The sequence below is a fragment of the Mesorhizobium sp. M0909 genome (assembly GCF_040319515.1).
In the GTDB taxonomy this organism is placed as follows: domain Bacteria; phylum Pseudomonadota; class Alphaproteobacteria; order Rhizobiales; family Rhizobiaceae; genus Mesorhizobium.
In genome coordinates, this window is the sequence record NZ_JAMYOA010000007.1 from 151731 (window position 1) to 177485 (window position 25755).

The following is a 25755-nucleotide window of genomic DNA, read 5'->3' on the forward strand; positions in this document are numbered from 1 at the left end:
TCCGACAGCTCCGATTTGGGGCTGACGGCAAAGGAGTTCACCTTGGCATCGACCGCTGAAAAGACCTGGGGCGAAGTTGCCCCGGTGAGCGCCCGCTCGACCCGATGGGCATTGGCAAGCCTGTCGCTTTCAACGCTGCTGTCGTCGCTCGCCACCAGCATCGCCAGCGTCGGGCTGCCATCGCTGATGCAGGCGTTCGGCGCATCGTTCCAGCTCGTCCAATGGGTCGTTCTTGCCTATCTGCTCGCCATCACCACCTTGGTCGTCAGCGCCGGGCGGCTCGCCGACATATTCTGCCGCCGCCCGCTATTGCTCGGCGGCATTGCCCTGTTCACCTTCGCATCCGTGCTTTGCGGGCTTGCCCCGACGCTCTGGCTGCTGATCGCCGCACGGGCGGCACAGGGGCTCGGCGCGGCTGTCATGATGGCTCTTACGCTGGCCTTTGTCGCGGACACGGTTCCCCGGGGAAAAACGGGCAGCGCCATGGGCCTGCTCGGCGCCATGTCGGCGATCGGCACCACGCTTGGCCCGTCGCTTGGCGGATTGCTGATCGCCGGCCTCGGCTGGCGCGCGATCTTCCTCATGAATCTGCCGTTGGGGGCGCTGGCTTTCGCGCTTGCCTGGCGCGTCCTGCCGGCCGGAAAAAAGACGCCAGATCGGCGCGGTTTCGACGGCATAGGCACGGCTTTGCTCGCGCTGACGCTGGCCGCCTATGCGCTCGCCATGACTCTTGGGCGCGGCAGTTTTGGTTCTCTCAATATCGGCTTGCTGATTGCCGCCGCCGTGGGTGGCCTGCTGTTCGTGATTGCGCAGACAAGGGCCGAGAACCCTTTGATTCAGCCTGGGAGGTTCCGCGATCAGGCGTTGAACGCAAGCCTCGCCATGAGCCTGATCGTCGCCACCGTGATGATGGCGACGCTGGTGGTCGCGCCGTTCTATCTGTCGCGTGCGCTCGGACTGGACGCAGCCATGGTCGGGCTGGTTCTGTCGACCGGCCCTCTGGTTACCGCACTGGCGGCGCTGCCGGCCGGACGCCTGGTCGATCGTTTCGGGGCGCACCGGATGACGATCGTCGGCCTGTTCGATCTCGCTATTGGTACTTTTGCTCTGTCGCGGGCGGAATTCGGTGTTGCCGGCTATATCGTGCCGATCATCATCGTCTGCACCGGCTACAGCCTGTTTCAGACCTCCAACAATTCAGCCGTGATGACCGGCGTGGCACCCGACCAGCGCGGCGTCGTCTCCGGCCTTCTCAATCTCTCGCGCAATCTCGGCCTGATCACCGGTGCGTCGGTGATGGGCGCGGTGTTTGCCTTCGCATCGGCTGGCGGAAGCGAAGGTACCGGTCAGCAGATATTGGCATCTGCGACAGCCGCACGCGGCATGCAGGTCACTTTCCAGGTCGCGACGGCCCTGGTAATGGCGGCGCTGATCCTTGCGATTATTTCGGGTCGCCGCGGCTAGCGCGCTTAGCTGAGCCGCCAGCGACGAACTCCAGCATCAGTTCAGCAGCTTTGAGCGCATGCGTCTCCAGGAGGAAATGGCCTGCGTCGAAGACGTGAGCCTCCATCCGGGGAAGATCCACAAGCCAGGATTGAACCTCTGCAATGTCGAAGAAGGCATCGTGGCGACCCCAAAGAAGCATCGCTCGGGGCTGATGCTTCGCCAGATAATCAGCCACTTCCCCGAACCGGTCGACATACCGGCCGTAGTCGGCAATGAGCGCCTTCTGCAGATCAAGTCGTCCCGGCAGGCACATGACCCGCCAGTCTTCAATCCAACCACCTGGATCGATCTGCGCCGCGATCTCGCCGGGCAGGCCGGCGACATACTGGTCGCGGGTTCCCTCGAGGGTCAGATGGGCGGTGGCGGCCTGCTCATTCGCCGCATTCGGCGCAGCCCAGAAGTCCAATGTGTCTGCCCATTGCGGACCAAAACCGGAGCGGTGGGCATTGGCATTCTGGATAACGAGGCCTTCGACGAGTTCCGGCGCGCGCATGGCGAGATGAAGCGCTACCGGGGTTCCGAAATCATGAAGATAAAGAAACCTGCGGCCAACGTTGAGACGCGAGAGCAGCTCGTCAATCGCGCCGGCCAGCATGTCGAACGATGGCTCGGGCGGCAGATCGGACGCGCCGAAGCCCGGCAGGTCAGGCGCCACGACATAGGCGCTGCCGGAGAGCGGCGCGATCACGTCGCGAAACGTCCGCGAAGAGCTAGGAAAGCCGTGCAGCAGCACGAGCGCGGGCTTGGAAGCGTCACCAGCCGTCCGGACGGCCACCTCGCCGCCGGAGGACAAGACTATCTTCTGGACCCCAGGCACCAAAATCGTCCCTTTTTCCTCCACGCCGACATGAGGCCACCTCGCGCCTTGTGCCACTCTGGCCGACTCGGCACCTCGAGACGCCGTTCCGCCAGGTCGGCAGCTCTTGGTATCAATTGGACGCGATTGTATCGAGTCAAGAGTGTGCTGGCGCACCTATTTTGCATATCTCTTGGCACCGACGACGCAAAGTACGACGGCGGCGGTGACGGCGATCATGGCGGGACTGACCTGCTCATGCAGCAGCGCTGCCGCCAGCCCAAGGCCGAAGAAGGGCTGCAGCAGCTGCAACTGCCCGACCGCGGCGATGCCGCCTTGCGCCAGGCCGCGATACCAGAACACGAAACCGATCAGCATGCTGAACAGCGAAACATAGGCCAAGCCTATCCATGCGCCCCTGCCGGCACTTTCGAGCGACGGCGGCATAGTGATGAACGTCAGCGCCAGCATGAAGGGCAGCGACAGCACCAGTGCCCACGAAATCACCTGCCAACCGCCGAGTTTGCGCGACAGCGCCGCTCCTTCGGCATAGCCCAATCCACACACGATGATGGCGGCCAGCATCAAGATGTCGCCGAGCGGCGAGACCGACAGACCTTGGGTGACTGCGAAACCGGCGACAAGGGCGCTGCCGAGGCACGAGAACAGCCAGAACGCCGGCTTCGGGCGATCGCCGCCTCGAACCACGCCGAAGATCGCGGTCGCCAACGGCAACAGGCCGACGAAAATGATCGAGTGAGCCGACGTGATGTGCTTGAGCGCCAGCGCCGTCAGCAGGGGAAAGCCGACCACGACGCCAAGCGCCACGATCGCCAGCGGGAACAGATCTCGCCGCTCCGGGCGCTTCTGGCGAAAGAGAAGCAGCAGCGCCAGGCCGAGGATGCCCGCCGAAGCCGCACGGGCGACCGTTACGAACACCGGATCGAAATCCATCACCGCCACGCGCGTCGCCGGGAGCGAACCGCTGAAGATCAGCACGCCGATGAACCCGTTGACCCAGCCACTTGCCGCCCAGCCACTCGCCGCCCAACTGCTCGCCGCCCAGCTACTCGCCGCCTTGTCCATAGATGCCCCGCTGATTTCGCCCTCTATCGGGCCGAGCGTATGGCTCCACCAGAGACAATCGGGTACAGTTTGACAAAACTGTCATGGTGGGGCGAGCAGTACGGATGGACGAGCAGACGACAACAGATGAAGGCAACCGAACGCTTGTCGAAAGCGTCATGGCGACGATCAGGCACAGGATCGCCTCGCGCAGCCTGACACCGGGAATGCGGCTGCCTTCGATCCGGGCTTTCGCCAAGGCCATGCAGGTTTCCAAATCCACCGTGGTCGAAGCCTATGAACGTCTTGCGGCGGAAGGCATGATCCGCTCGCGGCCAGGCTCGGGCTTCTATGCCGCCGGACCGCTGGCTCCGCTGTCGCTGGCCGAGATCGGCCCCAGGCTTGACCGTGCTGTCGACCCGCTCTGGGTCTCGCGCCAATCGCTGGAAGCCGGCGACGGCGTCCTGAAACCGGGTTGCGGCTGGTTGCCGGCGTCATGGATGCCCGAGACCGGATTGCGTCGCGCGCTGCGGACGATGGCCCGCGCCGACGACGCAGCGCTGACCGATTACGGCACGCCGCTCGGGTTGCCGGCGTTGCGACATCTGCTGGCGCGGCGCATGGCCGAGCACGGCATCGAAGCGTCCCCGGAACAGATCATGCTGACGGCATCGGGCACTCAGGCGATCGACCTGCTGTGCCGGTTCCTGCTCGAACCGGGTGACACGGTGTTGGTCGACGATCCCTGCTATTTCAACTTCCATGCCCTGTTGCGCGCCCATCGGGCCAAGGTGATCAGCGTCCCCTACACGCGCTCGGGGCCGGACACCGAACTGTTCGCGCAGGCGCTGAACGAGCACCGGCCGCGCCTCTACATCACCAATTCGGCGCTCCATAATCCGACCGGTGCGATATTGTCCCCGGTCGTTGCCCATCGGGTGCTGAAGCTCGCCGATCAGTCGGGGCTGACGATCATCGAGGACGATATCTTCGCCGATTTCGAACACACGCCCGCGCCCAGGCTGGCGGCCTTCGACGGCCTCAGCCGGGTCATCCATATCGGAAGCTTTTCCAAGACGCTGTCGGCATCGGTGCGCTGCGGCTTCATCGCCGCTCCTCGCGACTGGATGGAAGGTTTGACCGATCTCAAGATTGCCACATCCTTTGGCAGCGGGCGACTTGCATCCGAACTGGTGCTGACGTTGCTGAAGGACGGCCTCTATCGCAAGCACGTCGATCTGCTGCGCGCGCGGCTCTCGCGCGCCATGGAAGAAACCGGCACCCGGCTCAGAGCAATCGGCATTGTGCCGTGGATAGATCGGCCGGCCGGCATGTTTTTATGGTGCAGGCTGCCGGAGGGAATAGATGCCGCGGACGTCGCCCGTCACGCTTTGTCGGCCAACGTCGTGCTTGCGCCCGGCAATCCGTTCAGCCTGTCCCGTTCGGCCAGCCGTTACATGCGCTTCAACGTCGCCCAATCGGGAGACGACCGGATTTTCATGGCGCTTGAAGAGGCGATGTCGCGTTGATTGCGCTGCCGGAAGCCTGCTGGCCTGAGGCTGTGCCCTCAGGCCCCTGCCCGCTTGCGGCGTGCATAAAGCATGACGAGCGTCTCGGCGGTCAGCGCCGGCTTTTGCTCGCCTTCGATCTCGACTGTATTGGCGGCCTTCATCAAATACTGCCCCGGACCTTTGTCTTCCATCGACAACAGCGTGGTGCGCAGCCTGATTCGCGAGCCGACCCTGACCGGTGCCACGAAACGCACTTTGTCGAAACCGTAGTTGAACGCGGCCTGCGTGTTTTCGGGCACGATCCCCATCTCGAGCGCCAGCGCGCCGATGATCGACAGGGTCAGATAGCCATGCGCGATCGTGGTGCGGAACGGGCTTTGCCGCTTCGCCCGTTCGGGATCGACATGGATCCATTGATGATCGCCAGTGCATTCGGCAAACTGGTCGATGCGGTGCTGATCGACCAACGTCCAGTCCGAAACGCCCAACTCCTGCCCGGCCATCGCCCTGAGTTGCTCGAAGGTCGGCGGCGTCCTCGGCCGTATCTGCGTCATTCCTGCTTTCCCGATCGCTTGCCTGTTCCGGACCACGACCGGCCGCCCCTGTCAATTCGCCAGTGCGATTCCAGCCCATAATCTTCGGCCGCGAACCGCCGGTCTTCGCTGCCGGCAAGCGTGCTGCCGGGGAACAGCTTACCCCTTGTGGTGGCCGGCGCGGATCTCCTCCATCGCCTCCTTGATGCGGCTGCGCAGGATTTCGATCGATTCGGTGCCGGACGCCCTCGCCAGTTCGGCCATCTCGCCGGCATTCTTCAGCGCGGTCTCGAAGGATTTCCTGGCGAACGCCGCCTGCTTCTGCATCATTTCCTGGGGATTGCCGGGCGCCCTGTAGTTTTGTGCCATGTCGGTGATTTCGCGCAGCGTGTCCTGCAGCATCTCGCGTTGCCTGGACAACAGCGCCGACGCTCCGGCGGCACTCGCCCGGGCCGACTTCTCCAGCGCTTCCAAGTTTTTGCGGTTGTGAGCGAGGATCGCCTCGACATCGACATTCGGCAGCTTCAGGTCGCGGCCGAACTTGCCGAACATGTCGATGAAGGACTCAGGCTCCGGTCGTTTTGCCATGCTGGTTCTCTCCCGCTGTTGCCGTGAACGCCGTCACTGCACCGAAGATAGTGCAGCGAAGCTCAGCGGTCCATTCGGACGAGTCAGCCGACGAGAAACAGCCGCTCGGCGATGTAGAGCACGAGCCCGGCAAGGCCACCGATGATCATGCCGTTGAAGCGGATATATTGCAGGTCCTTGCCGATGTTCATTTCTATAAGCCTTGTCAGTTGCGCGAGGTCCCAGCGCTTGACCTGGTCGGCGATGAACTTCGACACGCCGCTTTTCTGGCTTTCGACGAAGGAGGCCAGCGCCACGATGAAGCCCTGGTTCATGTCGGCCCTGATCTGCGCGTCGTCGGCAAGATGGCGGCCGACCTCGACGAACATGGTGGCGAGATGGTCGCGGATCATCGAATTCGGCGCCTTGGCGTCCTGTTCGATGAACAGCCGCAGGCTGTCCCACATATCGCCGGCCAACGCGCTGAGCTCTGGCCGGGCAAGGAAATCGCGCTTCAGCTTTTCGGCGCGCCTGGCATATTGTTTGGATGTCCTCAACCGCTCGACGAAGGTTTCGACGAAAAGGTCGAATTCGGCTCGCATCGGGTGGTGCGGATCGGCCCGCACCTCATCGAGCAGCGAGCCGGCCGACGCAACGATCTTCTTCAACAGATAGGCGTCGGCGCGAAACAGGTTGAACAGCGACGGCAGTTCCTCCCGGATCTTCTCGCGCATCGTCGCCAGCGCCTGCTCGTCGCTCAGGAAGCGGCCGACCACCTTGGTGAACTCGTCGAATAATTTCTGGTGGCGGCGATCGTCGGTCAGCGCCGACAGCAGCTCGGCGGCAAGCGGCGCCAGCGGTACCTTCTCGATCTGCTCCAGCATGCGGCTGGTGACGAATCCGCGCAGCCCGGATTGCTCGACCGCTGCCAGCGTCTGCGGCACCAGCCGGCCAACGAAACGCGACAAATCGGCGGCGCGGTTCGGGTCGGCCAGCCAGTCCGCGACCAGCGCCGAAAAGTCCACCTCGGCGAGCTTTTCGCGCACCGGTTCCGGCGCCAGGAAATTGACCTCGATGAAGCGGCCGAGATTGTCGGCGATGCGGTTCTGGTTTTCCGGGATGATGGCCGTATGCGGGATTGGCAGGCCAAGCGGCCGCCGAAACAGCGCCACCACCGCATACCAGTCGGCCAGCCCGCCGATCGTCGCCGCCTCGGCGAAAGCGGCGACGAAGCCCAGCCACGCATGCCGGCTCTCGAGCGATTTCGCCACCGCAAAGACCAGCACGCAAAACGCAAGTGCTGCGGCGGCAACGAACTTGGTGCGCCTGAGCGCCGAAAGCTTGGCATCGGCATCGAACCGGGCGGACGCGACAGATGCAAATGCCGGGGCTGGTCGAGACATGATGGGCCGCTCCTGATCGTGTATGCGAACTTATCTAGTGCCGCCTGCCCCGGAAAGCGCGCCGCTGGTTTCAGCGCGCGCAATCGTGCACGCAAACTTGAGGCCGAAATTCATCTATTATGCAGCGCCAGTCTGGAATTGTTCCAAACTATAGGCCATATTGACGCCAACCACTGCTATGTGAGGACACGATGCGGCTTACCCGTCAGACAAACTACGCCATGCGCATTCTGATGTATTGCGCCGCCAACACCGAACGGTTGAGCCGCATCCCCGAGATCGCCGCCGCCTATTCGGTATCGGAACTTTTCCTGTTCAAGATCCTGCAGCCGCTGGTCGAGCACGGGCTGATCGAAACGGTGCGCGGCAGGAATGGCGGCGTCAGGCTCGGCCGTGCGGCCGAATCAATCAGCCTGTTCGATGTCGTGCGGGTGACTGAGGAAAGCTTTGCCATGGCCGAGTGCTTCGAGAACGATGCCGCCGAATGCCCGCTGGTCGACAGCTGCGCCTTGAATTCGGCATTGCGCGAAGCGCTCAACGCCTTCTTCGCGGTACTGTCGCGCTACACGATCGCCGATCTGGTGGCGGCGCGCCCGAATGTGCGGCACCTGCTCGGCATCGACATGCTGGTGCAAAGGGCGCCGGCCGCTTGAGTTCTCTGATTGCCTAAGCCGCCGATTGCGGCAGTACGAACGGCATGTTTGCCGCCGGCAACACGCCGACCTTCAGCCGGCAATCGAAGACCTTTTCGATCAGTTCGTCGCTGAGCACCTGTTGCGGCGAACCTGTAGCGGCGAGCCTGCCGCGATGCATGACGAAGATCCGGTCGGCATACATCGCCGTCAAATTGAGGTCGTGCAGGATGGCGACCACGCCGCCGCCGCGCCTGGCGAAATCACGCGCGATTTGCATGATGATCAGCTGGTGTTTGATGTCGAGGCTGGACACCGGCTCGTCGAGGAACAAATAGCGCGGCTTGCCGTCGAGCACCGGCGCCCATACCTGGCACAGAACGCGGGCAAGCTGCACGCGCTGCTGCTCGCCGCCGGACAGCTCCTGGTAGAAGCGGCCGGCAAAACCGTCGAGGTCGACGCGAGCCAGCGCCCGTTCGGGCAGGCGCTGGTCCTCGCCGGGCAACGCGCCGGAGCGCCCGCCGACCAGGCCTAGCCTGACGATCTCACGCACGGTGAACGGGAAGGACAGCGTCGTCGCCTGTGGCAGCACCGCGCGCACCGTCGCCGCCTCGACCGGCTTCATCGCGGATAGATTGCGGCCGTTGACGGTGACCTCTCCCGAATAAGCAAGATCGCCGGACAGTGCTCTGAGAAAGGTCGTCTTGCCCGAACCGTTGGGGCCGACGATGGCCGCGACCTCGCCGGGCCAAGCCGCGAAATCGATATGGGCGACAATGCGCTTGCCGCCGATCGCCACCGAGACATCCCGCGCTTCGATCATAAAAACCTCTTAGAGACTGTTTCGAAATTCGCTCTGGCGAGTCATATGGTGGTGGTTTCGAGAACCGGAGCGGAGCGGACATTTGTGTCCGTGAGCACCGGAAGCGCAGAAAACGCCATCAAATGGCCGCCAGAGTAGAGTTTCCAAACGGTCTCTCACAGGTCGATGACGCCGCGCTTACGCAGCAGGATCCACAGGAAGAACGGTGCGCCGGCGACCGCGGTGACGATGCCGATCGGCAATTCGGCCGGGGCGACGATGGTGCGGGCGACGGCGTCGGCCAAAAGCAGCAGCGCCGCACCAAGCAGTGCCGATGCAGGCAGCAGATAGCGGTTGTCCGGGCCAATCAGCAAACGTAGCAAATGCGGTACGACGATACCGACGAAGCCGATGCCGCCGCTGACCGCGACGGAGGCGCCGACCGCTGCCGAGACGCCGATGATGGCGGTGTATTTCAGGCGCTGCACCGGGATGCCGAGATGGCCGGCGGTGGCCTCGCCAAGTGCCAGCGCGTTGAGGCCCCGCGCCAGGAACGGCATTGCCGCCAGCGCCAGCACGATGACCGGCCCGACCGAGCCGATCTTCTGCCAGGTTGCGCCGCCCAGCGAACCGAGCTGCCAGAAGGTCAGGTCGCGCAATTGCCGGTCGTCGGCCATGAAAATCAGGATGCCGGTCAGCGCCATGGCAAGCGCCGCCAGCGCGATGCCGGCGAGCAGCATGGTGGCGACCGAGGTCCGGCCTTGTCGTGTCGCGACCCGATAGAGCAGCAATGTCGTCGCCAGCCCGCCGCAGAACGCAGCCAGCGGCAAAGCCGTCGTGCCGAGCGCTGAAGTCAGCGGCGCCAGCATGGTCGAACCAAGCACGATGACGGCGACCGCACCGAGGCTCGATCCAGCCGAAACGCCGATCAGGCCGGGGTCGGCCAGCGGATTGCGGAACAACCCCTGCATGACGGCACCGGAGACGGCAAGCGATGCACCGATCAGCACGCCCAGAATCATGCGCGGCAGACGGATGTCATGGATGATCAGGCGGTCGCGGGCGCTCAACGCCGCGTCGCCGGGCAACGCGCCGAACAGCCAGTTGTGCATGACGCCGATGGCCGAGGCATCGGACGCGCCGGAGGTCAGCGACAACAGCACGGCGATAGCCAGCCCGACGCAGAGCAGCACGATGACGATGCGGGCGCGCCGCGAACGGTCACCCTCGGCTGCCGTCGCCATGATGGCCACCGCACCGGCGATCGAATGATCGGCCATCGCGCTCAATCCGTGACCTGGCTGCCATAGAGCGAGACGGCGAGATCATGGATGGCGTCGGCCGTGCGTGGACCGAAGCCGAGCAGGTAGCCGCCGTCCATGCGGATCAGCGTGCGGGCTGCACCCGCCGGCGTCGAAGCGACGGCAGGGTTCGAAAACAATTCGTCATCCGCGGTGGCCGGCCCGGCGTTGTTCATCATCAGGATCACGTCGGGCCTGGCGGTGATGACTGCCTCGTCCGACAATTGCTTGTAGCCGGCAAATCCGTCGATGGCGTTGATGCCGCCCGAAAGCTTGATGATGCCGTCGGCGGCGGTGTCGCTGCCAGCGGCAAGCAGCTTGCCGCCCTGCATCGACAGCACGAACAGGATGCGCCTGCGCTCCTTGATCGAGGCGGTCTGCTTTTCAACTGCCTTCAGCTTGGCGTCTGTCTGGGCCGCCAGCGCATCGGCCTTGGCCTCGGTGCCGAGCGCCTTGCCGACGATGTGGATCTTTTCTAGAATGCCTTCGTGGTCGTAGCGCTCGGGCACCTCGATGAACGGGATGCTCGTTTTCTTCAGCACGTCGACGGCTTCCTTCGGTCCGCTGCCGTGCAGCGCCAGTATGCCCGACGGATTGACCGACAGCACACCCTCCGGCGACAGCTGGCGCATGTAGCCGACATCAGGCAGTTCCGCCGCCGCTTGCGGATAGCGGCTGGTCGAATCGCGGGCGACCAGCCGATCCTGCTCGCCGAGCGCAAAGACGATCTCCGTGATCGAGCCGCCGATGGCGGCTATCTTCGACGGGTCCGCAAAGACCTCCGTGCCTTCAGTGGCGTGGGCCGGCAGCAATGCGGCAAAGGCCAGGAAAAGGGCGATCGCCGGCCCGAGCGCCATTCTGAAAACACGCGCCCGTTTGAGCAAAGACACCATAGTCGTTGTCCTCAGGCTGCGGTCGGGCTTGGAATGCGCGGCAGGTTTTCGGCCAGAAAGCGCCAGTCTTCGCGCTCGCTTTCGCCTTCGTGCCGCTTACCGAAGAACTGGATGATCATCTTGCCGTCGGCGCCATAGACTTCGAGCGACGTGACATGGCCGTCCTTGGTCGGCTTGCGCACTGCCCAGACCTCATCGATGTGGTCGGTCCGCAGGTGCAGATGGAAGGTTTCGTCGAGCACGTTGAGCCATGGTCCCATCGGCTTGATCGAGGCGACGGGGCCGGAATGGATCTGGATGCAGCCGCGATTGCCGACAAAGCACATGATCGGAATGGCGCCGGCAGCGGCGTGGTTGAACATGGCGTTCACTGCATCCTTCTCGACCAGCCAGGCGTAGTCCTGGCCGACCATGCGCACCGCCTGTCGGCGACTGATCTTCAGTGTCTTCAGCATGCCGAAGAACTGGTGCACGTCGGTCAACTGGCTCCAGCGGTTGCGCAGATCGTCGACGCTCGCCGAATTGTCCGCAGTCTCGGTCTCGTCAGCCGTGCCCGCTGAAATCGCCACCGTCGGCTCCTGGTTCGGCGATTCCAGCCCGGCCACCAGTTTCTGATAGGCGTAGAGGTTGGAGGCTGGCCTGAGATGCACCTTGTGTACCGCCTCGCCTGCGGTGTCGAAGAACTGCAGGCTGCGGCGGATGTCGGCGCCATCGCGCTTTTCCAGGGCAAAGCCGTGCGCCCAGACTTTTGGGAAAATGCGCAGGTCGATGTTTTCGCCGAGCACCATGGCATTGTGATTGCCGGTGACGACCTTGTCGTAGACGCCAATCTTCTCGTGCACCGCGCTTTCGTTGCGGGTCAGCGCCATCACCTCACCGACAGCTTCGAGGCCAATCAAGAGGTCGTTGACACGCGGCTCGACGCGCACGACCCCGTCGCCGCAATGCGCGGCGACCAGTTCGGCCTCCGAAATCCTCAGCTGGGCGGCGAGGTCACGCTCGCGCATCTTCGGATTGTCTGCCCGTGCCCGCCGGATCTCGTGCGGGGCGGGTTTTACGCGCTGGTCCATTTCTACCACCTACTTGTTGAGAATGAGCTTGCCCTGCCGGGTGATCTTCAGCCGATACAGCGCACCGTGATGCTCGATGCCGATCTCGTGCTCACCCTGGAACAGCGTGTTGCTGGACAGCGTTCTCACGGCCGATTGGACCCGGTCGAAACGGATGGAATTTTCGTCGGAACGGCGGACGCGATAGCGAAAGTCGCTGGGATTGTGCGTATTCATTGGTTCGATCCCTTTCCTGTGCCGGGCATCTGGCTCGGCGCCTGCGTGAAATGCCGATTCAATTCTTGACTCGAATGGTCATGTTATTCTAGCAGTGCAATACCGGAGTAAATGAGTCAATATTTAAGGCGCCGGACGCGATGAAAAATGCCAGCGAGCCCAAGCCAGCCAGCATCGAACATGGATTCTTGGAGTTGCAGCATGGGGTTGGCGAATTGGGGACGGCTGGCGGGCAACGGCCTGACACACTGGTCGACGGCAAGAAAAATGGGGTCTATGGCAAGCAAAATGGCCGCGTTGCTGGCCGGCGCGGCGGCGATCCCGCTGCTCGCCACACCGGCCGGCGCCCAGCAGGCCGCCCAACCGGCAACCGGCCAGCAACGGACTGACCCGTCACAACAGCCCGAACAGGCAAAGCCGGCTTTGACGGGTACCACGCTGCTCGACAAGATCCTGATCCTCAGCCGTACCGGCGAGACGGCGATCGAGTCGCTTGCTTCAGCCAGCCATGTCGACGAGGAACAGCTCGAGCGCCGCATGGCGACGACGCCCAACGAAATGCTGTTCGGTGTGCCGGGTGTCGCCGTCCAGGCCGACGCGAGGCGTGTCAGCTCCAGCATCAACATCCGCGGCCTGCAGGATTTCGGCCGCGTCTCCGTCATTGTCGACGGCGCTCGTCAGAATTTCCAGCGCTCGGATCATGGCACGCAATCGATCTTCTACATCGATCCCGAATTAATCAAATCCGTCGACGTGATCCGCGGCCCGGTCGCCAACACCTATGGCTCCGGGGCGATCGGCGGCGTCGTCTTTTTCGACACCAAGGATGCGCAGGATTTCCTCAGGTCCGACGAGACCTGGGCGGCAGCAGCGACCGGGCGCTACGAAACCAACGGCGAAGGCTGGACCACCAGCGCCAGCGGTGCCTATCGGATCAACGAGAATTGGGACGTGCTCGGCAACATCGTCTACCGCGATTATGACGACTACAAGCATGGCGGCGGCGACACTGTAGCGGGCACCGGCTTCGACGTCTTGAGCGGGCTGCTCAAGACGACCATCCGCCCCAGCGACAACAGCGAACTGAAGCTCGGTTGGATCGGCTCGAACGACGGATGGACCGAAACCAGCGGCAGTGCGCCGGTGAACGACGCCGACCTGAAGGCGAATACCTTCACGGCCCGCTACAACATCACCGACGAAGACAGGAGCTGGCTCGATCTCCACATCAACGCCTCTTACAACAAGACCAAGCTCGATCTGACGACCCTTGTCGCGCAAAACCGGTTTGATCCGGTCACCGGTCTGCCCGTGGTTTTGCCGGCGGGTTCGAAATCGATGTTCGACATCGGCACCTCTGGCATCGACATCTGGAACACGTCGAGATTCGAGACCGTTGGAATCGCGCATGAGCTGACCTATGGCGGCGACTGGGTCGGCGACGATGTCGAGACAGGCGGCGCGGCGGGCGGCGACAGTTTCTACACGCCTTCGGGCGATAGAAACGTCTCCGGCGCTTACGTTCAGGACAAGCTCACCTGGTACTGGCTCGAGGTCATCGCCGGGCTGCGTTACGACAGCTACAAGCTCGACAGCGATGTCGGCGAAACCTCTGGCAACCGGCTGTCGCCACGCATCACAGTGGGCCTTTCGCCCTTCGAAACCGCCGGCCTTTCCGGGCTGCAATTCTACGGCACCTATGCGGAAGGCTACCGTTCTCCGTCGCTGTCGGAGACGCTGATCAGCGGCAATCATCCGTCAGGCGTCAGCTTCCCGTTTCTCCCCAATCCGAATTTGAAGCCTGAAATCGGCAAGACGGTGGAGTTTGGCGTCAATTACAGCACCAATGGCGTCATCGAGGCTGATGACGCGCTGCGGCTGAAGGCGGCCTATTTCAACAACAACGTCGACGACTACATCGACGGCGTGACGTTGTCGCCGTTCGACCCGACCAGCGGCTGCCCATTCGGTCCGGGCATCCCGATCTGCTTCCAGTACCAGAATTTCGCCAAGGCCAGGATCCACGGCTTCGAGATGGAGGGCGTCTATGACGCCGCCTGGGGCTTTGCCGGGCTGTCGGCGTCGGTCACCGACGGCCACACCATCTCCTATGAAGGCGAACGGGCGGACCTTGTCACGGTCCCCTCCTCCCAGGTCACCGGGCAACTCGGGTTTCGCTTCCTCGAGGACAGGCTGACTATCGGCGGCGAGGTGCAATACAACGGCAAGCCGCAGGGCAACGCGGTGGCCAAGGACTATACGCTGGTCAATGCCTTCGCCAGCTACCAGGCGACCAACAATTTCAAGGTCGATTTTCGCGCCGACAATCTGTTCGACGTCAAATACGCCAACCCGCTGAACGCATCGACGACGAGCGTCGTCTACGAGCCCGGCGTCACCCTGAAGCTGGCGGCGACCATGAGGTTTGGAGGCTGACGACAATGACAGGCATGACGGCATCCCTTCGTCTGTTCGCCGCGGTGCTGGCAATATCGCTTGCAGCGGCTCCGGCATGGACACAGCAGCCAGCGCCGGCGCTGAACCTAGAACTGAACGGCGCGCAACCATCCGACAAGGGCTGCCGCCTGACCTTCGTGGTCACCAACAATCTCGGTGCCGATCTGTCCAAGGCGGCATTCGAGGTCGCGCTGTTCAACGAGGTCGGTGTCGTCGATCGGCTGACCGTGCTCGATTTCAAAGAGCTGCCGGCAGGCAAGACCAAGGTGACGCGTTTCGACCTTGCCGGCACCGATTGCGGCAAGCTCAGCCGCGTGTTGATCAACAGCGCCACGGAATGCGCCGGCGCCGAGCCGAATGCCTGCATGCGCCGGCTGAAGACGCAGACCAGGACCGGCATCGCCTTCGGGGTCTGAATTTTGGGACTGGAACCCGCCTTCGCACGAAACGCCATGGCGTGGCCGCTAGCCGGTTTCCTGCCGCCGGAGCCGGACGATCCGGATTTCGCCATCCCGCGCGAGGCGCTGCGTGTTTCGCTGCGCGACAGACCGGAAGACAGTTACATCGTCGATGCCGACGGCAACTTGCATACGGTGCCTGTGGAGCCAATGCGGCAGGCACGACAGAAGCAGCGGCGCCGCAACTGGACGGTGGCGATCGCCTGCTCTTGCGCATTCCACGTAGCCGTGGCGCTGGCTTTTCTCACGCTGCCGGACGACCGGCCAAGGATCGAAGGTGCCGACCAGCAAGGCGAAATGCTGCTCGGCGCCGACCCGCAGCAGGCAGCCGGCGATGTCGGAGACGACCCGGACGTGGCCAACGTGACGATGGTGACGATGCTGGACGCCAGACCGGTGGAAACGGTCGAGGCACAGGCGACTGCGGCGGCGGAGACGCTCCAGCCGGTCACTGGCGCGGCCGAAGCTTCCGGAACAGAAGTGGCCGAGCCGGTCAGCGAGCCCGCCACGGAGGCTGCTGCGCCTGCCGATCGCACCGAGCCCGCACCTACCCAACCCGTCCGGCCAGCCCGCCAGGGCCCATCGCCCGACATTCTTGCGACCGACAGGCTGGTGCCTGCCGACGACAATGCCGTGCCGCCGCCAGTCAGCGCGGTCGAAACGGCCGAGCCTGCCGAGACGAGTGCTCCGGCACCGGCCGACCCGGCGCCGGCCGAAACGGTTCAGACGACCGAGACAGTCGGCGCGGCGGAAGAACCGAAGCCGGAAAGGCCGAAGCCCAAGCAACCGAAAAAGGCAACCGCACAGAAAAAGCCGGCCAGGAGGGCCGAACCAAACGAGCCCGAAAAGCCGGCCTTGCGCAAGAAAGCGAGCAAGGCACTTGCCAAAGCCGATTCCAAGAAGAAAAAGACCGGCTCTGGCGGCCGTGACGAAACGGATGTCGCGCGCGGCGCGGCCGACGGCAAGAAGGACGGCAAGATCCTGACCGCCAGCAGGGGCGGCAAATCAGGCGTCGGCAATGCGACCGTCACCAACTATCCCGGCAAGATCAGGTCTAAGCTGGTGCGGGCGTTCAATTCGACACGCACGCGCGCCACCGGCACGGCTACCGTTGCCTTTACCGTCGCATCGAATGGCAGCGTCCGGTCGGCCAGGCTGACGGGCAGTTCGGGTGTTGCCGCGCTGGACAAGGCCGCACTCGACGCAGTCCGCCGGGCTTCTCCGTTTCCCCCTATTCCAGATGGAGCCGGTCGCTCGGCCTGGCAGTTCGAAGTGCCGCTCGGTATCAGGTAGCGACCATCCCCATGCCGGCACCAAAGTCGGCGCCGCCGCTGCCGGCGATACGCGAACCCTGGCGAAACCCTACGCAGCGGCCAGCAGGCTGGCATTGCCGCCCGCCGCCGTGGTGTCGACGCAGACGGCGCGCTCGTGCGCATAGGCGGCCGGATAATAGACTTCGCTGACCAGCGGCACGATCGGGCCGGCGCGCTCGGCGATGACCTTGCGCACGATGCGCGTGGCCTCGGGCGTACCGGAAAAGGCGACGACATCGACCCGCAGCGAGCGCGCTTCGACCGGGTCCGGCCGGCCGTCGATCGCCGCCAGCGGCAGGCCCTTGCCGGTCAGCGCCGATAGCGCCGCCGGCGCGCCGGGCGCGACGGCGAGCACCGCGTTGCCGGCGGCCAGCGCCTGGATGGTCTGGGCAAGCAGCGTATCCGCGTCGGGACCGAGGCACAGCACGCGCCCGCGCGGCGCCAGCGACAGCGTGTTGGCCTCGCCGGTCGGCCCGGGCAGGTCGACCTGACCGAAATCGATGGCGGCGGCAGCGCCGATGGCCGCGGCACCCTTACCGCGCAGATGTTTCCTCAGGATGGTTACGCGGTCCGGCCGCGTCGACCAGCCGCCAAACGTCGGGTCCGGCAGATTGTCGGCGAGCTCGGTCGCCGTCACCTTGCGGCCTTCGGCAAGATGGGTACCGGCCTCCGGCCCCTTGCGGAAGCGCCGAAGATAATGCGGGCCGCCAGCCTTCGGCCCAGTGCCGGAAAGCCCCTCGCCGCCGAACGGCTGCGCGCCGACGACGGCACCGATCTGGTTGCGGTTGACGTAGATGTTGCCGGCGTGGATGCCGTCAACGAAATGCTGGGCGCGGCCTTCGATGCGGGTGTGCAGGCCGAAGGTCAGGCCATAGCCCTTGCGGTTGATCGCCGCGATCACCGCATCGATCTCGTCGGCATCGAAGGTGGCGACATGCAGCACCGGCCCGAACACCTCGCGCTCCAGCTCCTCGATGCCCTTGACCCGAAAGACGTGCGGCGCAACGAAGCGGCCATCCTTCGGTGCTTCGAGTTTAGCGATCAGCCGGCCCTGCAGGCCCATTTTGGTGCAGTAGTCGCGGATCGACGCTTGCGCCTCGTCGTCGATGACCGGGCCGACATCGGTCGATACCCGCCATGGGTCGCCGAGGCTAAGCGCTTCCATCGCGCCTTTCAGCATCTCCAGCATCTTCTTCTCGACGTCCTTCTGCACGTAGAGAATGCGCAATGCCGAGCAGCGCTGGCCGGCACTCTGGAAGGCGGAGGCCAGGATGTCGCGCACCGCCTGTTCGGGCAGCGCAGTGGAATCGACGATCATGGCGTTCAGGCCGCCGGTCTCGGCGATCAGCATGGCATCGGGCGCAGCGGTCTCGGCGAGTTGCTTTTCGATCAGCTTGGCGACCTCCGTCGAGCCGGTGAAGCAGACGCCGGCAATGCGTGGGTCAGCGGTCAGCGGGCCGCCGACCGAGGGGCCGTCGCCGGGCAGAAGCTGGATGACATCCTCCGGCACGCCGGCCTCGCGCAGCAGCTGGACAGCACGGAAAGCGATCAGCGGCGTCTGTTCGGCAGGCTTGGCGATGACGGAATTACCGGTGACGAGTGCTGCCGCAATCTGCCCGGTGAAGATGGCGAGCGGAAAATTCCACGGCGAGATGCAGGCGATGGCGCCGCGCGCCTCGGTTCCCGCCTCGGCATTTGCGGCCTCGGCCGCATAGTAGCGCAGGAAATCGACCGCCTCGCGCACCTCGGCAACGCCGTCGGCGAGCGACTTGCCGGCCTCGCGGGCGGCGAGTGCAAAGAACTCGACGGCGTTCGCTTCGTAGAGATCGGCCGCCCGGTTGAGGATGGCGGCGCGCTCGGCAACCGGGCGTTTTGCCCACGCCGGTTGTGCCTCGACGGCGATGCGCACGGCGGTCTCGACCTGCTTTACGCCGGCCTCGCTGACCGTGCCGACCACTTCCGAAGGTTTTGCCGGATTGACGACCGGACGCTGCTTGCCGTAGCCGGCGGCGCGGCTGACCGGCTTGGCGTGCCAGCACTCCGGCCCGGCGAACTCGGCCCTCGCCTTGTCGATCGCGGCCAGCGTCAGCGTGTCGGTGATATCGAAACCCTTGGAGTTGCGCCGGCCGGGACCGAAGATCGCCGATGGCGGCACGATCGCCGGATTGGCGGCGGGACCTTGCTTCTCAACGATTTCCAGCGGATCACGGGCGATGTCCTCGGGCTCGACTTCCTCGTCGGTGAGCTGGTGGACAAAGGAGGAATTGGCGCCGTTTTCGAGCAGCCGGCGGACCAGATAGGCGAGCAGATCGGAATGCGCGCCGACCGGCGCATAGATGCGGCAGCGCGTGCCTTCGGTCCGCCGCACCGTCTCATGCAGCGCCTCGCCCATGCCGTGCAGCCGCTGGAATTCGAATGTATCGCGGTCCGTCGTCATCGACAGGATGGCGGCGACGGTGTGGGCGTTGTGGGTGGCGAATTGGGGATAGATGCGGTCGGTCATCGCCAACAGCTTCTTGGCGCAAGCCAGGTAGGAGACGTCGGTGTTGGCCTTGCGGGTAAAGACCGGATAGCCGTCGAGCCCGAGCGTCTGCGCCCGCTTTATTTCGGTGTCCCAATAGGCGCCCTTGACCAGCCGCACCATGATGCTGCGGTCATATTTCCTCGCCAGTTCGTAGAGCCAGTCGATAACGAACGCGGCGCGTGGGCCATAGGCCTGCACGACGACGCCAAAACCGTTCCAGCCGGCAAGCTCCGGCTCGGCCAGCACCCGCTCGATGACGTCGAGCGACAAATCGAGGCGGTCGGCTTCCTCGGCGTCGATGTTGAGGCCCATGCGCGAATGGCGCGCTGCGAGCGCCAGCGACAGCAGCCGCTCGGCCATGACGGGCAGCATCTTTTCCTTCTGCGTGACTTCATAGCGCGGATGCAGCGCCGAAAGCTTGACCGAGATGCCGTGGTTCTGGCGGATGTCGGGGCCGTTGGCGCCGGCATCGAGCGACGAGATGGCGTCGGCATAGGCCTTGAGATAGCGCAAGGCATCGGCCTCGGTGCGGGCCGCCTCGCCCAGCATGTCGAACGAATAGAGATAGCCCTTCTGCGTCATCGGCCGGCCGCGCCTGACCGCCTCGGCAATGGTGCGGCCGAGCACGAACTGCTCGCCCATCTCGCGCATCGCCGCCGCCACCGCCTTGCGGATGACCGGCTCGCCCAACCGGCGCACCATGGCGCGCAGCGTGCCTTCGATGCCGCCCTCGCCTTCGTCGAGCACGCGGCCTGTCAGCATCAGCGCCCAGGTAGACGCGTTGATGAAGATCGAGCTCGAGCCGCCCGCATGCGCCGACCAGTCGTGCGGCGCGATCTTGTCGGCGATGAGATCGTCCATCGTCTCGGTGTCGGGCACCCGCAGCAGCGCCTCGGCCAGGCACATCAGCGCCACGCCCTCCTTGGTCGAGAGGCCATAGGCGGACAGAAAGACCTCCATCAGCCGCGGATCGGACGAGCCGCGCACCGCGCGCACCAGATCGGCAGCGCGGGCCGAGATCGCCTTTCGGTCTTTCCCTGCAAGCCTCGTCGCCTCGGCCAGCCGCTTCACAGCCCCGTCTTCGTCAGGCAGGTAATTGGCACGGATCTGCTGGCGGATGGCATCGAGCGCTGGCATGACGGTCCTGTAGAGCAAGCATCAGTGAGCGGGCCGGCGGTCGCCGGACCGAATGGCGCAAAGCTAGCACAAAGCCCGATCGCAGTCGGTCCAAAGAAATCGACAGCAGAGGTCGATTGATCTATCATGACGGCCGATCCACGCCAATTTGACCAGAATTTCAATGACAGAAGACCAATTGGACCGCATTGACAGGAACATCCTGTCGGCGCTGGGCAGCAACGGCCGGCTTTCCATGTCGGAACTCGCGGCAAAAGTCGGGCTGTCGAAGACGCCGGTGCAGGCGCGGGTCAAGCGGCTGGAGATGGACGGCTTTATCAGGGGCTACCAGGCGATCATCGATCGCGAGCGCATGGGCGAAGGTCATGTCGCCTTCGTCCAGGTGAAACTGTCCGACACCCGCTCGGCCGCGCTCGACGCCTTCAACCGCGCCGTGCAGGCGGTGCCGGAGATCGAGCAGTGCCACATGATGGCGTCGAGCTTCGACTATCTGCTGAAGGTCCGCACCACCGACATCGCCGCCTATCGCCGCGTGCTCGGCGAGCGGATCTCCGCCCTGCCGCACGTTGCCCAGACCTCGACGTTTGTCGCGATGGAGACGGTGAAGGATCGGTAGGAGAGCGCTGTTGCGGTAATGTTGGCGGGACAGCGAAGGATCGCTACACAGCGCGCTGAGCCACCCTCACTCCGCCAGTGTCTTCAAAAACGCCACCAGCGCCGCGCGTTCGTGGTCCGAAAGCTGCAGCGGGTGGATCTCGGATGTGCCCTCGACGCTTGCCGGTGCCTTGGAATAATGCGCCACCACCTCGTCGAGCGAGGAAAACTGCCCGGCGTGCATGTAGGGCGGCCGGGTGGCGGCACCCCGCAGCGACGGCGTCTTATACGCACGAACGAGTTCCGGCCCGGCCTTGACCATGAAGCGCAGTTCGCGGCAGGCGCTGACATCGCCGTCGCGAAAGGCGCCGAAACAGTTGAACGGATCGGCCTCGACTTGGCGTACCGCGTCGACGCGGCCGCGATCCGGCGGCAGGCCCGCGACCGGCGGCACGCCGGTGTTGTGGAAGCTGCCGTCGGTAAACCGCGGGCCATTGTGGCAGGTCACGCAATTGGCCTTGCCGATGAACAGCTTCAGGCCGAGGATTTCCTCCGAGGAAAAGGCGGCGTCGCCTTTCGGCTCGGCGCCCGCAGCCAGGTCGATGGCAAAGCGGTCGAAGCGTGTCTGCGGCGGCGCGATCGAGCGCTCGAAGGCGGCGATCGCCTTGCCGATGTTGGCAAAGACGCGGTTGACCTCCTCGGCTTGGCTGGCGGGCATGGCGTTCCAGGCCTCCTTCTCGGCATCGCTGCCAAGCGGGCTGGCATTGGCCGGCACGCCCGAAAGGTTCGGCAGCGGGCCGAAGATGCGCTCATAGCGCTCGCCGAAGCGGGCCTTGATGTAATGCGCGAAGGCGGCGCGGTTGCCGGCCTGCTCCAGCGGATTTTCAAGCGGTGTCAGCGCCTGGGCCCACAGGCTGTCGCGCCGCCCGTCCCAGAAGAACCAGGGATCATGCGCGACGCCGGCCAACGGCATGGTACGACGATTGGTGCGGCCGACCCCGACCGCTTGCGGCAGGTCGTCCTGGAATTGGCGGTCGATCTTGTGGCACGTCGAGCACGATACCGTGCCGTCGCCGCTCATCCCGGTGTCGAAGAACAGCGTCGAGCCGAGTGCCGCGGCGGCCGGCACATCGGCGAAGCGATTGGTGGTGTCGGGTTTCAGCGGCGGCAGCCTGGACAGCGCCAATGAGGCGATGGTCTGCTTTTCGGCATCGGAGAACTCCGGTCTGCCGCAGCCGGCAAGCACGGCCACCACCACCAACACGAGAAGACTGGAAAACCAGCTCATCAGCGGCTCACAGCACCACGTTGAAGACGACAGTGTCCGAACCGGCCGCAGCGGAAATGGCAAAATGCAATTGCCACCACCCGCTCATCGTGAATTTGACCCCATCGATGCGATAGCGCCCGGCGCCGAGGTAATCGGTCGCCTGCGGGCTGGTCGGCAGACCGTGCTTGTGCTGCGGCATGCCGCCGGAAATCGTTATCGCAGCACCTTCCACCGGCGCACCCTCGATGGTTTTCAGCGTCAGCAGCCAGGATTCCAGTTCGCCCTGCCGGATGACGCCTTTCTCGGGCTCGAAAGTCGCCACGAACAGCTTGTTCGCCGTCGTCTTGGAACGGCCTACGTCCGAGCTTGGTTGCGGCGCATGCGGCGCCGTCAGATAGACGACGGCCAGCACGCCGGCAAGCAAGGCAGCCAGGCCGAGGCCTCCAAGAAGATAACGCCATAACGATGCCAAACCAATTCCTGTTCTGCGGATAACGTTTCGCTGGGCAGATCGCGTCCCACGCCCCTGTGGGAAATCGCGCCCAGCGCAAGAATCCGCCGTCGCCAAGCATGGCGCTGCCGGCCGCAAAAAGCTACAGCACCGCAATTGCAGGATGGAGGAGTGCTTCATGGCAGGAAACGGCATCGCCTCGATTGGCGAGTGCATGCTCGAGCTTTCGGGCCAGGCCGGGCTGAACTGGCGCATGGGCTTTGCCGGCGACACGTTCAACACTTTATGGGCGCTGCATGCCTTGAGCAGCGAGCGGCCGGCGACCTACGTGTCGGCCTTCGGCGACGACCCGTTCTCGCGCGACCAGATCAAGTTCCTGGCCGAGAACGGCATCGGCATCGGCGCCAGCCCGGTGATAGCGGGCGCCCGCCCCGGCCTCTATGCGATCACGCTGACCGGCGCCGAACGTTCTTTCACCTACTGGCGGGCCGATGCGGCCGCAAGGCAGTTGGCTTCGAACCCAGCCGCATTGCAGAAAAGCCTTGAAAACCAGGCGCTTGTTTATTTTTCCGGAATCACTTTGGCAATTCTCGACGAGGCTCCACGCAAGGTACTGCTGACGGCCGTGGCCACAGCGCGCGCGGCCGGCTCGCTGATCGCCTTTGATCCCAATTACCGGCCGCGGCTGTGGCGCCGGCGCGAGGAAGCACAGGCCGCCATGCTCGAGGCGCTCGCAGTCGCCGACATCGCGCTGCCGACCTTCCCCGACGAGCAGGTGCTATTTGGTGATACGACACCGCAGGAAACAGCCGAACGGCTGCGAAAGCTGGTCGGTGAAGTCGTCGTCAAGAACGGCGAGGAGCCGGCGCTGATCGCCCGGAACGGCGGCTTGCAATCGGTGCCGGCGGTGCATGTCGCCGCGCCGGTCGACACCACCGGTGCCGGCGACTCCTTCAACGGCGCCTACCTCGCCGCCCGCCTTGCCGGACATGCCCCGGAAGAAGCGGTGCAGCGCGCCCATCGCGTCGCCGCCGCCGTCGTGCAGGTGCGCGGCGCCCTGGCGCCGTTCGAGACGTTGAGGGGTGCGTTCGAGGCACCTGCTATCTGAGCTTGATGACGACCTTGCCCTTGGCGCGTCCTGTTTCGACATAGGCCAGGGCGTCATTGGTCGCTTCGAATGGAAAGACTCGATCCACAACCGGGCGGATCGCGCCGGCTTCGATGACGCGGTGATTTTGCTCAGCTGATCGCCCTGCGCCCACATGAAAAGGAACGAAAAACTGCACGCCGCGGCGCTTGGCTTTGGCCCGAATTCCGCGACTCAGGAAGCGCAGCACCAGCTTCAGCATCAAATTCAGTCCCTTTTCCTGGCAAATTCGGGATCCGGTGGACCGGAAATGGAGATGAGCTTCCCACCCGCTTTCAGCACGCTCAGTGTTTTGGCGTCCTGGCTGTTCAAGACGACATCGTAGCCCGACAAAACTTTCTCGAAGTCGTCTTTCCTGTAGTCGACGACGACATCGGCGCCGAGGCTTTTCAGCAGATCGGCACTCGCCGCGCTCGCGGTTGTCGCAACGGTCGCGCCGAGGTGCTTGGCCAACTGAATGGCGAATGTTCCGACGCCGCCGGAACCAGCCTGAATGAAGACCTTCTGTCCCCTCTTTAGGTTTGCCCTGTCGATAAGCGTCTGCCAGGCGGTCAGTCCGACCGGGGGAATCGAGGCCGCTTCTTCCATGCTGAGATTCTCAGGCTTCAAGGCCACGTCGGCTTCATTCACGGCAATGAATTCGGCGAATGTCCCAATCCGGCCATCGCGCGGCCGCGCATAGACATCGTCGTCGGCTTTGAACTTGCGAACTTTCGATCCCACGCGGATAACCGTTCCGGCCACGTCGTGGCCCAGGATGAACGGCCGACGATAGGGCAGGATGAGCTTGAATTCTCCGGTTCTGACCTTGGAATCGAGCAGGTTCACCCCAGCGGCATGGACCTCTACAAGGACATCGCTGTCCTGGAGCTCCGGCTCCGGCATTTCGGCCAGCCGCAGGGTGCCCTTCTTGTTATACGGCCGCCCGGACTATTCGGCCGGCTCGAATCTGCCTTGCACCAAGACTGTCTCCACCGGCCCAAGCGGATTGATGATCCGGCTCTCCAGGACTTCGATAAGTTTGCGTCCAACACCCGCCATATCGACGGAATGAACTCCGATCTTTGCGGGCAGGAAGCGTGCCAGCCGCGTGCTGTCACGGGTGACGATGTGGACGTCGCGGCCTGCTGTAAGACCCCGCTTGCCGAGAGCGTGCAACGCTCCCAGCAGGCCCAGTTCGTTGGCGCACGCCAAGCCCGTTGGCGAATCTGATGACGCCAGCAAGCGATCGAACCAGCCGGCGCTCGATTCCATGGTGAACATGCCATGACCGATCAGCGACTGGTCGATCGGAATACCGGCCTCGGCCATTGCCCTTCCATACCCGGAAAGACGCATGGCACTCGCCTGGTCCTCCGGAACGAGAAGTTGCAGCGCAATGCGTCGACAGCCCTTATCCATGAGCCGCCGGGTCGCCTCGTAGGCAATCTGTTCATTGTCGACATCGACATAGGGATAGGCGATATCCAGGTCCGTTCTTCCAAACGCGACGAATGGCATGCGTTGATCCAGCAGCAGCCTGACGCGCGGATCAGCCGACACCAGGCGTGTGATGATCAGGCCGTCTGCGCTGCGCGCCTGAAGCTGCCGCTGCACACTCTCAACGGGATCGTCGTCGGGAGTGGTGGAATAGATGGACAGACTATAACCGGCTTGCCGCGCCGCCAGCGTCATGCCTTCGATCAAAGGAAGCTTCAACAGATCGGACAGATGGTCTCGTGTCTCCATCGGGAGCACCGCCGTCAGCGTCTGCGTTCGACCGGTTTTGAGCGCGCGACCATGATGATTTGGTAAATAGCCGACCCGCTTAGCCGCCTCCTTGACGCGGGCTATGGTCGAGGGCTGCACTTCCGGCCCATCCTTCAGAGCGCGGGATACCGTCGTCACCGAGAGGGAAAGTTCCGCGGCGATCTGCTTTAGATTGGCCATTGTTCGCCCGACTTCATTTGCGAAAGCGCCGGCTGATTTGCTGACCGCCATAGCGTTACCGAATTCGACATCCCGGTCAATCGAACTCCATAGGAAGCAGCTTGACTCTAGCGTATCTAGATGCAATCGTAACGTTACGATTACAAAATAATGGCTCTTTCAAGCGATATTCCATAAAAG

At 64.0% G+C, this 25755-nt stretch carries 24 protein-coding genes; 8 read left to right on the forward strand and 16 right to left on the reverse strand.

The annotated features are described in order from the left end of the window. Positions 1-42: 42 nt before the first annotated feature. The gene (locus NKH83_RS13395) at positions 43-1464 is read left to right on the forward strand and encodes an MFS transporter (RefSeq protein WP_502895568.1); all 1422 of its coding nucleotides are present in this window, start codon (positions 43-45) and stop codon (positions 1462-1464) included. Here NKH83_RS13395 and NKH83_RS13400 read toward each other — a convergent pair. Together NKH83_RS13400 and NKH83_RS13405 are read right to left on the reverse strand one after the other, a co-directional pair. Further along, positions 1442-2299: an alpha/beta fold hydrolase gene (locus NKH83_RS13400; protein ID WP_352477670.1), complete on the reverse strand. Its 858-nt coding sequence runs from the start codon at positions 2297-2299 to the stop codon at positions 1442-1444. The genes NKH83_RS13395 and NKH83_RS13400 overlap by 23 nt on opposite strands. A 180-nt stretch (positions 2300-2479) precedes the next feature. Further along, the gene (locus NKH83_RS13405; protein WP_352477669.1) at positions 2480-3388 is read right to left on the reverse strand and encodes a DMT family transporter; all 909 of its coding nucleotides are present in this window, start codon (positions 3386-3388) and stop codon (positions 2480-2482) included. Between the two features lie 104 nt (positions 3389-3492). On the opposite strand from NKH83_RS13405, the gene NKH83_RS13410 reads away from it, so the two are divergent. Continuing rightward, positions 3493-4896 (forward strand): aminotransferase-like domain-containing protein, encoded by a 1404-nt coding sequence (locus NKH83_RS13410; RefSeq protein ID WP_352805045.1) that lies wholly within the window; start codon positions 3493-3495, stop codon positions 4894-4896. Positions 4897-4934: 38 nt separating this feature from the next. On the opposite strand, the gene NKH83_RS13415 is transcribed toward NKH83_RS13410, so the two are convergent. The 3 genes from NKH83_RS13415 to NKH83_RS13425 form a co-directional block, all read right to left on the reverse strand. After that, positions 4935-5432, reverse strand: coding sequence for a MaoC family dehydratase (locus tag NKH83_RS13415; RefSeq protein ID WP_254818237.1), 498 nt, complete (start codon positions 5430-5432; stop codon positions 4935-4937). Positions 5433-5570: 138 nt separating this feature from the next. After that, positions 5571-5999 carry a phasin family protein gene (locus NKH83_RS13420; protein ID WP_352805048.1) on the reverse strand — a complete coding sequence of 143 codons (429 nt, stop codon included), beginning with the start codon at positions 5997-5999 and terminating at the stop codon, positions 5571-5573. Between the two features lie 83 nt (positions 6000-6082). After that, positions 6083-7381, reverse strand: a complete 1299-nt coding sequence (locus NKH83_RS13425) for a DUF445 domain-containing protein (RefSeq protein ID WP_352477666.1) — start codon at positions 7379-7381, stop codon at positions 6083-6085. Positions 7382-7572: 191 nt separating this feature from the next. Here NKH83_RS13425 and rirA point away from each other — a divergent pair, with 191 nt between their 5' ends. Then, positions 7573-8034, forward strand: a complete 462-nt coding sequence (gene rirA / locus NKH83_RS13430) for an iron-responsive transcriptional regulator RirA (protein WP_352477664.1) — start codon at positions 7573-7575, stop codon at positions 8032-8034. Positions 8035-8047: 13 nt separating this feature from the next. Here rirA and NKH83_RS13435 read toward each other — a convergent pair whose 3' ends face one another. The 5 genes from NKH83_RS13435 to hemP form a co-directional block, all read right to left on the reverse strand. After that, positions 8048-8836 carry a heme ABC transporter ATP-binding protein gene (locus NKH83_RS13435; RefSeq protein ID WP_352477663.1) on the reverse strand — a complete coding sequence of 263 codons (789 nt, stop codon included), beginning with the start codon at positions 8834-8836 and terminating at the stop codon, positions 8048-8050. Positions 8837-8991: 155 nt separating this feature from the next. Further along, positions 8992-10095 carry a FecCD family ABC transporter permease gene (locus tag NKH83_RS13440; protein WP_352477662.1) on the reverse strand — a complete coding sequence of 368 codons (1104 nt, stop codon included), beginning with the start codon at positions 10093-10095 and terminating at the stop codon, positions 8992-8994. A gap of 5 nt (positions 10096-10100) precedes the next feature. Then, the gene (locus tag NKH83_RS13445; protein ID WP_352477660.1) at positions 10101-11009 is read right to left on the reverse strand and encodes a heme/hemin ABC transporter substrate-binding protein; all 909 of its coding nucleotides are present in this window, start codon (positions 11007-11009) and stop codon (positions 10101-10103) included. An 11-nt stretch (positions 11010-11020) separates the two neighbouring features. Continuing rightward, the gene (locus NKH83_RS13450) at positions 11021-12079 is read right to left on the reverse strand and encodes a hemin-degrading factor (RefSeq protein ID WP_352805052.1); all 1059 of its coding nucleotides are present in this window, start codon (positions 12077-12079) and stop codon (positions 11021-11023) included. A gap of 9 nt (positions 12080-12088) precedes the next feature. After that, positions 12089-12295 carry a hemin uptake protein HemP gene (gene hemP, locus NKH83_RS13455; RefSeq protein WP_352477658.1) on the reverse strand — a complete coding sequence of 69 codons (207 nt, stop codon included), beginning with the start codon at positions 12293-12295 and terminating at the stop codon, positions 12089-12091. Positions 12296-12571: 276 nt separating this feature from the next. On the opposite strand from hemP, the gene NKH83_RS13460 reads away from it, so the two are divergent. From NKH83_RS13460 to NKH83_RS13470, 3 genes are read left to right on the forward strand one after another with little or no spacing between them, the layout of a single operon-like run. After that, positions 12572-14731, forward strand: a complete 2160-nt coding sequence (locus NKH83_RS13460) for a TonB-dependent hemoglobin/transferrin/lactoferrin family receptor (RefSeq protein ID WP_352805055.1) — start codon at positions 12572-12574, stop codon at positions 14729-14731. A 5-nt stretch (positions 14732-14736) separates the two neighbouring features. Next, positions 14737-15168, forward strand: a complete 432-nt coding sequence (locus NKH83_RS13465; protein WP_352477656.1) for a hypothetical protein — start codon at positions 14737-14739, stop codon at positions 15166-15168. Between the two features lie 36 nt (positions 15169-15204). Next, positions 15205-16503 carry a TonB family protein gene (locus tag NKH83_RS13470; RefSeq protein WP_352477655.1) on the forward strand — a complete coding sequence of 433 codons (1299 nt, stop codon included), beginning with the start codon at positions 15205-15207 and terminating at the stop codon, positions 16501-16503. A gap of 69 nt (positions 16504-16572) precedes the next feature. Here the strand turns inward: NKH83_RS13470 and putA are convergent, their stop codons facing one another. Then, entirely contained in the window at positions 16573-20184 is a 3612-nt protein-coding gene (gene putA / locus NKH83_RS13475; RefSeq protein ID WP_352805059.1) for a bifunctional proline dehydrogenase/L-glutamate gamma-semialdehyde dehydrogenase PutA, read from the reverse strand. 163 nt (positions 20185-20347) lie between these two features. Between putA and NKH83_RS13480 the strand changes: the two genes are divergently transcribed. Further along, positions 20348-20800, forward strand: a complete 453-nt coding sequence (locus NKH83_RS13480; RefSeq protein WP_352805062.1) for an Lrp/AsnC family transcriptional regulator — start codon at positions 20348-20350, stop codon at positions 20798-20800. 66 nt (positions 20801-20866) lie between these two features. Here NKH83_RS13480 and NKH83_RS13485 read toward each other — a convergent pair whose 3' ends face one another. After that, positions 20867-22066 carry a cytochrome-c peroxidase gene (locus tag NKH83_RS13485; protein WP_352805065.1) on the reverse strand — a complete coding sequence of 400 codons (1200 nt, stop codon included), beginning with the start codon at positions 22064-22066 and terminating at the stop codon, positions 20867-20869. Between the two features lie 7 nt (positions 22067-22073). Beyond that, complete coding sequence (locus NKH83_RS13490; RefSeq protein WP_352805068.1) at positions 22074-22520, reverse strand: FixH family protein; 447 nt, start codon at positions 22518-22520, stop codon at positions 22074-22076. A 157-nt stretch (positions 22521-22677) separates the two neighbouring features. On the opposite strand from NKH83_RS13490, the gene NKH83_RS13495 reads away from it, so the two are divergent. Continuing rightward, on the forward strand, positions 22678-23607 hold the full coding sequence (locus NKH83_RS13495) for a sugar kinase (protein ID WP_352805071.1): 930 nt from the start codon (positions 22678-22680) through the stop codon (positions 23605-23607). On the opposite strand, the gene NKH83_RS31630 is transcribed toward NKH83_RS13495, so the two are convergent. The 3 genes from NKH83_RS31630 to NKH83_RS13505 are packed head-to-tail and all read right to left on the reverse strand — an operon-like array spanning position 23600 to position 25626. Next, positions 23600-23848 carry a zinc-binding dehydrogenase gene (locus NKH83_RS31630; RefSeq protein ID WP_502895569.1) on the reverse strand — a complete coding sequence of 83 codons (249 nt, stop codon included), beginning with the start codon at positions 23846-23848 and terminating at the stop codon, positions 23600-23602. The two genes, NKH83_RS13495 and NKH83_RS31630, sit on opposite strands and share 8 nt — an antisense overlap. A gap of 5 nt (positions 23849-23853) precedes the next feature. Continuing rightward, a complete protein-coding gene (locus NKH83_RS13500; protein WP_502895570.1) occupies positions 23854-24531 on the reverse strand; it encodes an NADP-dependent oxidoreductase in 678 nt (225 codons plus the stop codon). A gap of 45 nt (positions 24532-24576) precedes the next feature. Then, positions 24577-25626: a LacI family DNA-binding transcriptional regulator gene (locus NKH83_RS13505; RefSeq protein ID WP_352805074.1), complete on the reverse strand. Its 1050-nt coding sequence runs from the start codon at positions 25624-25626 to the stop codon at positions 24577-24579. Positions 25627-25755: the final 129 nt, after the last annotated feature.

Excerpts from the sequence above, each read along its gene's own strand:
- NKH83_RS13450 (WP_352805052.1), bottom strand. The coding sequence starts at position 12,079 with ATGGACCAGCGCGTAAAACCCGCCCCGCACGAGATCCGGCGGGCACGG.
- NKH83_RS13460 (WP_352805055.1), top strand. The coding sequence starts at position 12,572 with ATGGCAAGCAAAATGGCCGCGTTGCTGGCCGGCGCGGCGGCGATCCCG.
- putA (WP_352805059.1), bottom strand. The coding sequence starts at position 20,184 with ATGCCAGCGCTCGATGCCATCCGCCAGCAGATCCGTGCCAATTACCTG.
- NKH83_RS13415 (WP_254818237.1), bottom strand. The coding sequence starts at position 5,432 with ATGACGCAGATACGGCCGAGGACGCCGCCGACCTTCGAGCAACTCAGG.
- NKH83_RS13485 (WP_352805065.1), bottom strand. The coding sequence starts at position 22,066 with ATGAGCTGGTTTTCCAGTCTTCTCGTGTTGGTGGTGGTGGCCGTGCTT.
- NKH83_RS13480 (WP_352805062.1), top strand. The coding sequence starts at position 20,348 with ATGACAGAAGACCAATTGGACCGCATTGACAGGAACATCCTGTCGGCG.
- NKH83_RS13500 (WP_502895570.1), bottom strand. The coding sequence starts at position 24,531 with ATGCCGGAGCCGGAGCTCCAGGACAGCGATGTCCTTGTAGAGGTCCAT.
- NKH83_RS13465 (WP_352477656.1), top strand. The coding sequence starts at position 14,737 with ATGACAGGCATGACGGCATCCCTTCGTCTGTTCGCCGCGGTGCTGGCA.
- NKH83_RS13445 (WP_352477660.1), bottom strand. The coding sequence starts at position 11,009 with ATGGTGTCTTTGCTCAAACGGGCGCGTGTTTTCAGAATGGCGCTCGGG.
- hemP (WP_352477658.1), bottom strand. The coding sequence starts at position 12,295 with ATGAATACGCACAATCCCAGCGACTTTCGCTATCGCGTCCGCCGTTCC.
- NKH83_RS13420 (WP_352805048.1), bottom strand. The coding sequence starts at position 5,999 with ATGGCAAAACGACCGGAGCCTGAGTCCTTCATCGACATGTTCGGCAAG.
- NKH83_RS13505 (WP_352805074.1), bottom strand. The coding sequence starts at position 25,626 with ATGGCGGTCAGCAAATCAGCCGGCGCTTTCGCAAATGAAGTCGGGCGA.
- NKH83_RS13435 (WP_352477663.1), bottom strand. The coding sequence starts at position 8,836 with ATGATCGAAGCGCGGGATGTCTCGGTGGCGATCGGCGGCAAGCGCATT.
- NKH83_RS13410 (WP_352805045.1), top strand. The coding sequence starts at position 3,493 with ATGGACGAGCAGACGACAACAGATGAAGGCAACCGAACGCTTGTCGAA.
- NKH83_RS31630 (WP_502895569.1), bottom strand. The coding sequence starts at position 23,848 with ATGCTGAAGCTGGTGCTGCGCTTCCTGAGTCGCGGAATTCGGGCCAAA.
- NKH83_RS13495 (WP_352805071.1), top strand. The coding sequence starts at position 22,678 with ATGGCAGGAAACGGCATCGCCTCGATTGGCGAGTGCATGCTCGAGCTT.
- rirA (WP_352477664.1), top strand. The coding sequence starts at position 7,573 with ATGCGGCTTACCCGTCAGACAAACTACGCCATGCGCATTCTGATGTAT.
- NKH83_RS13470 (WP_352477655.1), top strand. The coding sequence starts at position 15,205 with ATGGCGTGGCCGCTAGCCGGTTTCCTGCCGCCGGAGCCGGACGATCCG.
- NKH83_RS13425 (WP_352477666.1), bottom strand. The coding sequence starts at position 7,381 with ATGTCTCGACCAGCCCCGGCATTTGCATCTGTCGCGTCCGCCCGGTTC.
- NKH83_RS13440 (WP_352477662.1), bottom strand. The coding sequence starts at position 10,095 with ATGGCCGATCATTCGATCGCCGGTGCGGTGGCCATCATGGCGACGGCA.
- NKH83_RS13405 (WP_352477669.1), bottom strand. The coding sequence starts at position 3,388 with ATGGACAAGGCGGCGAGTAGCTGGGCGGCGAGCAGTTGGGCGGCGAGT.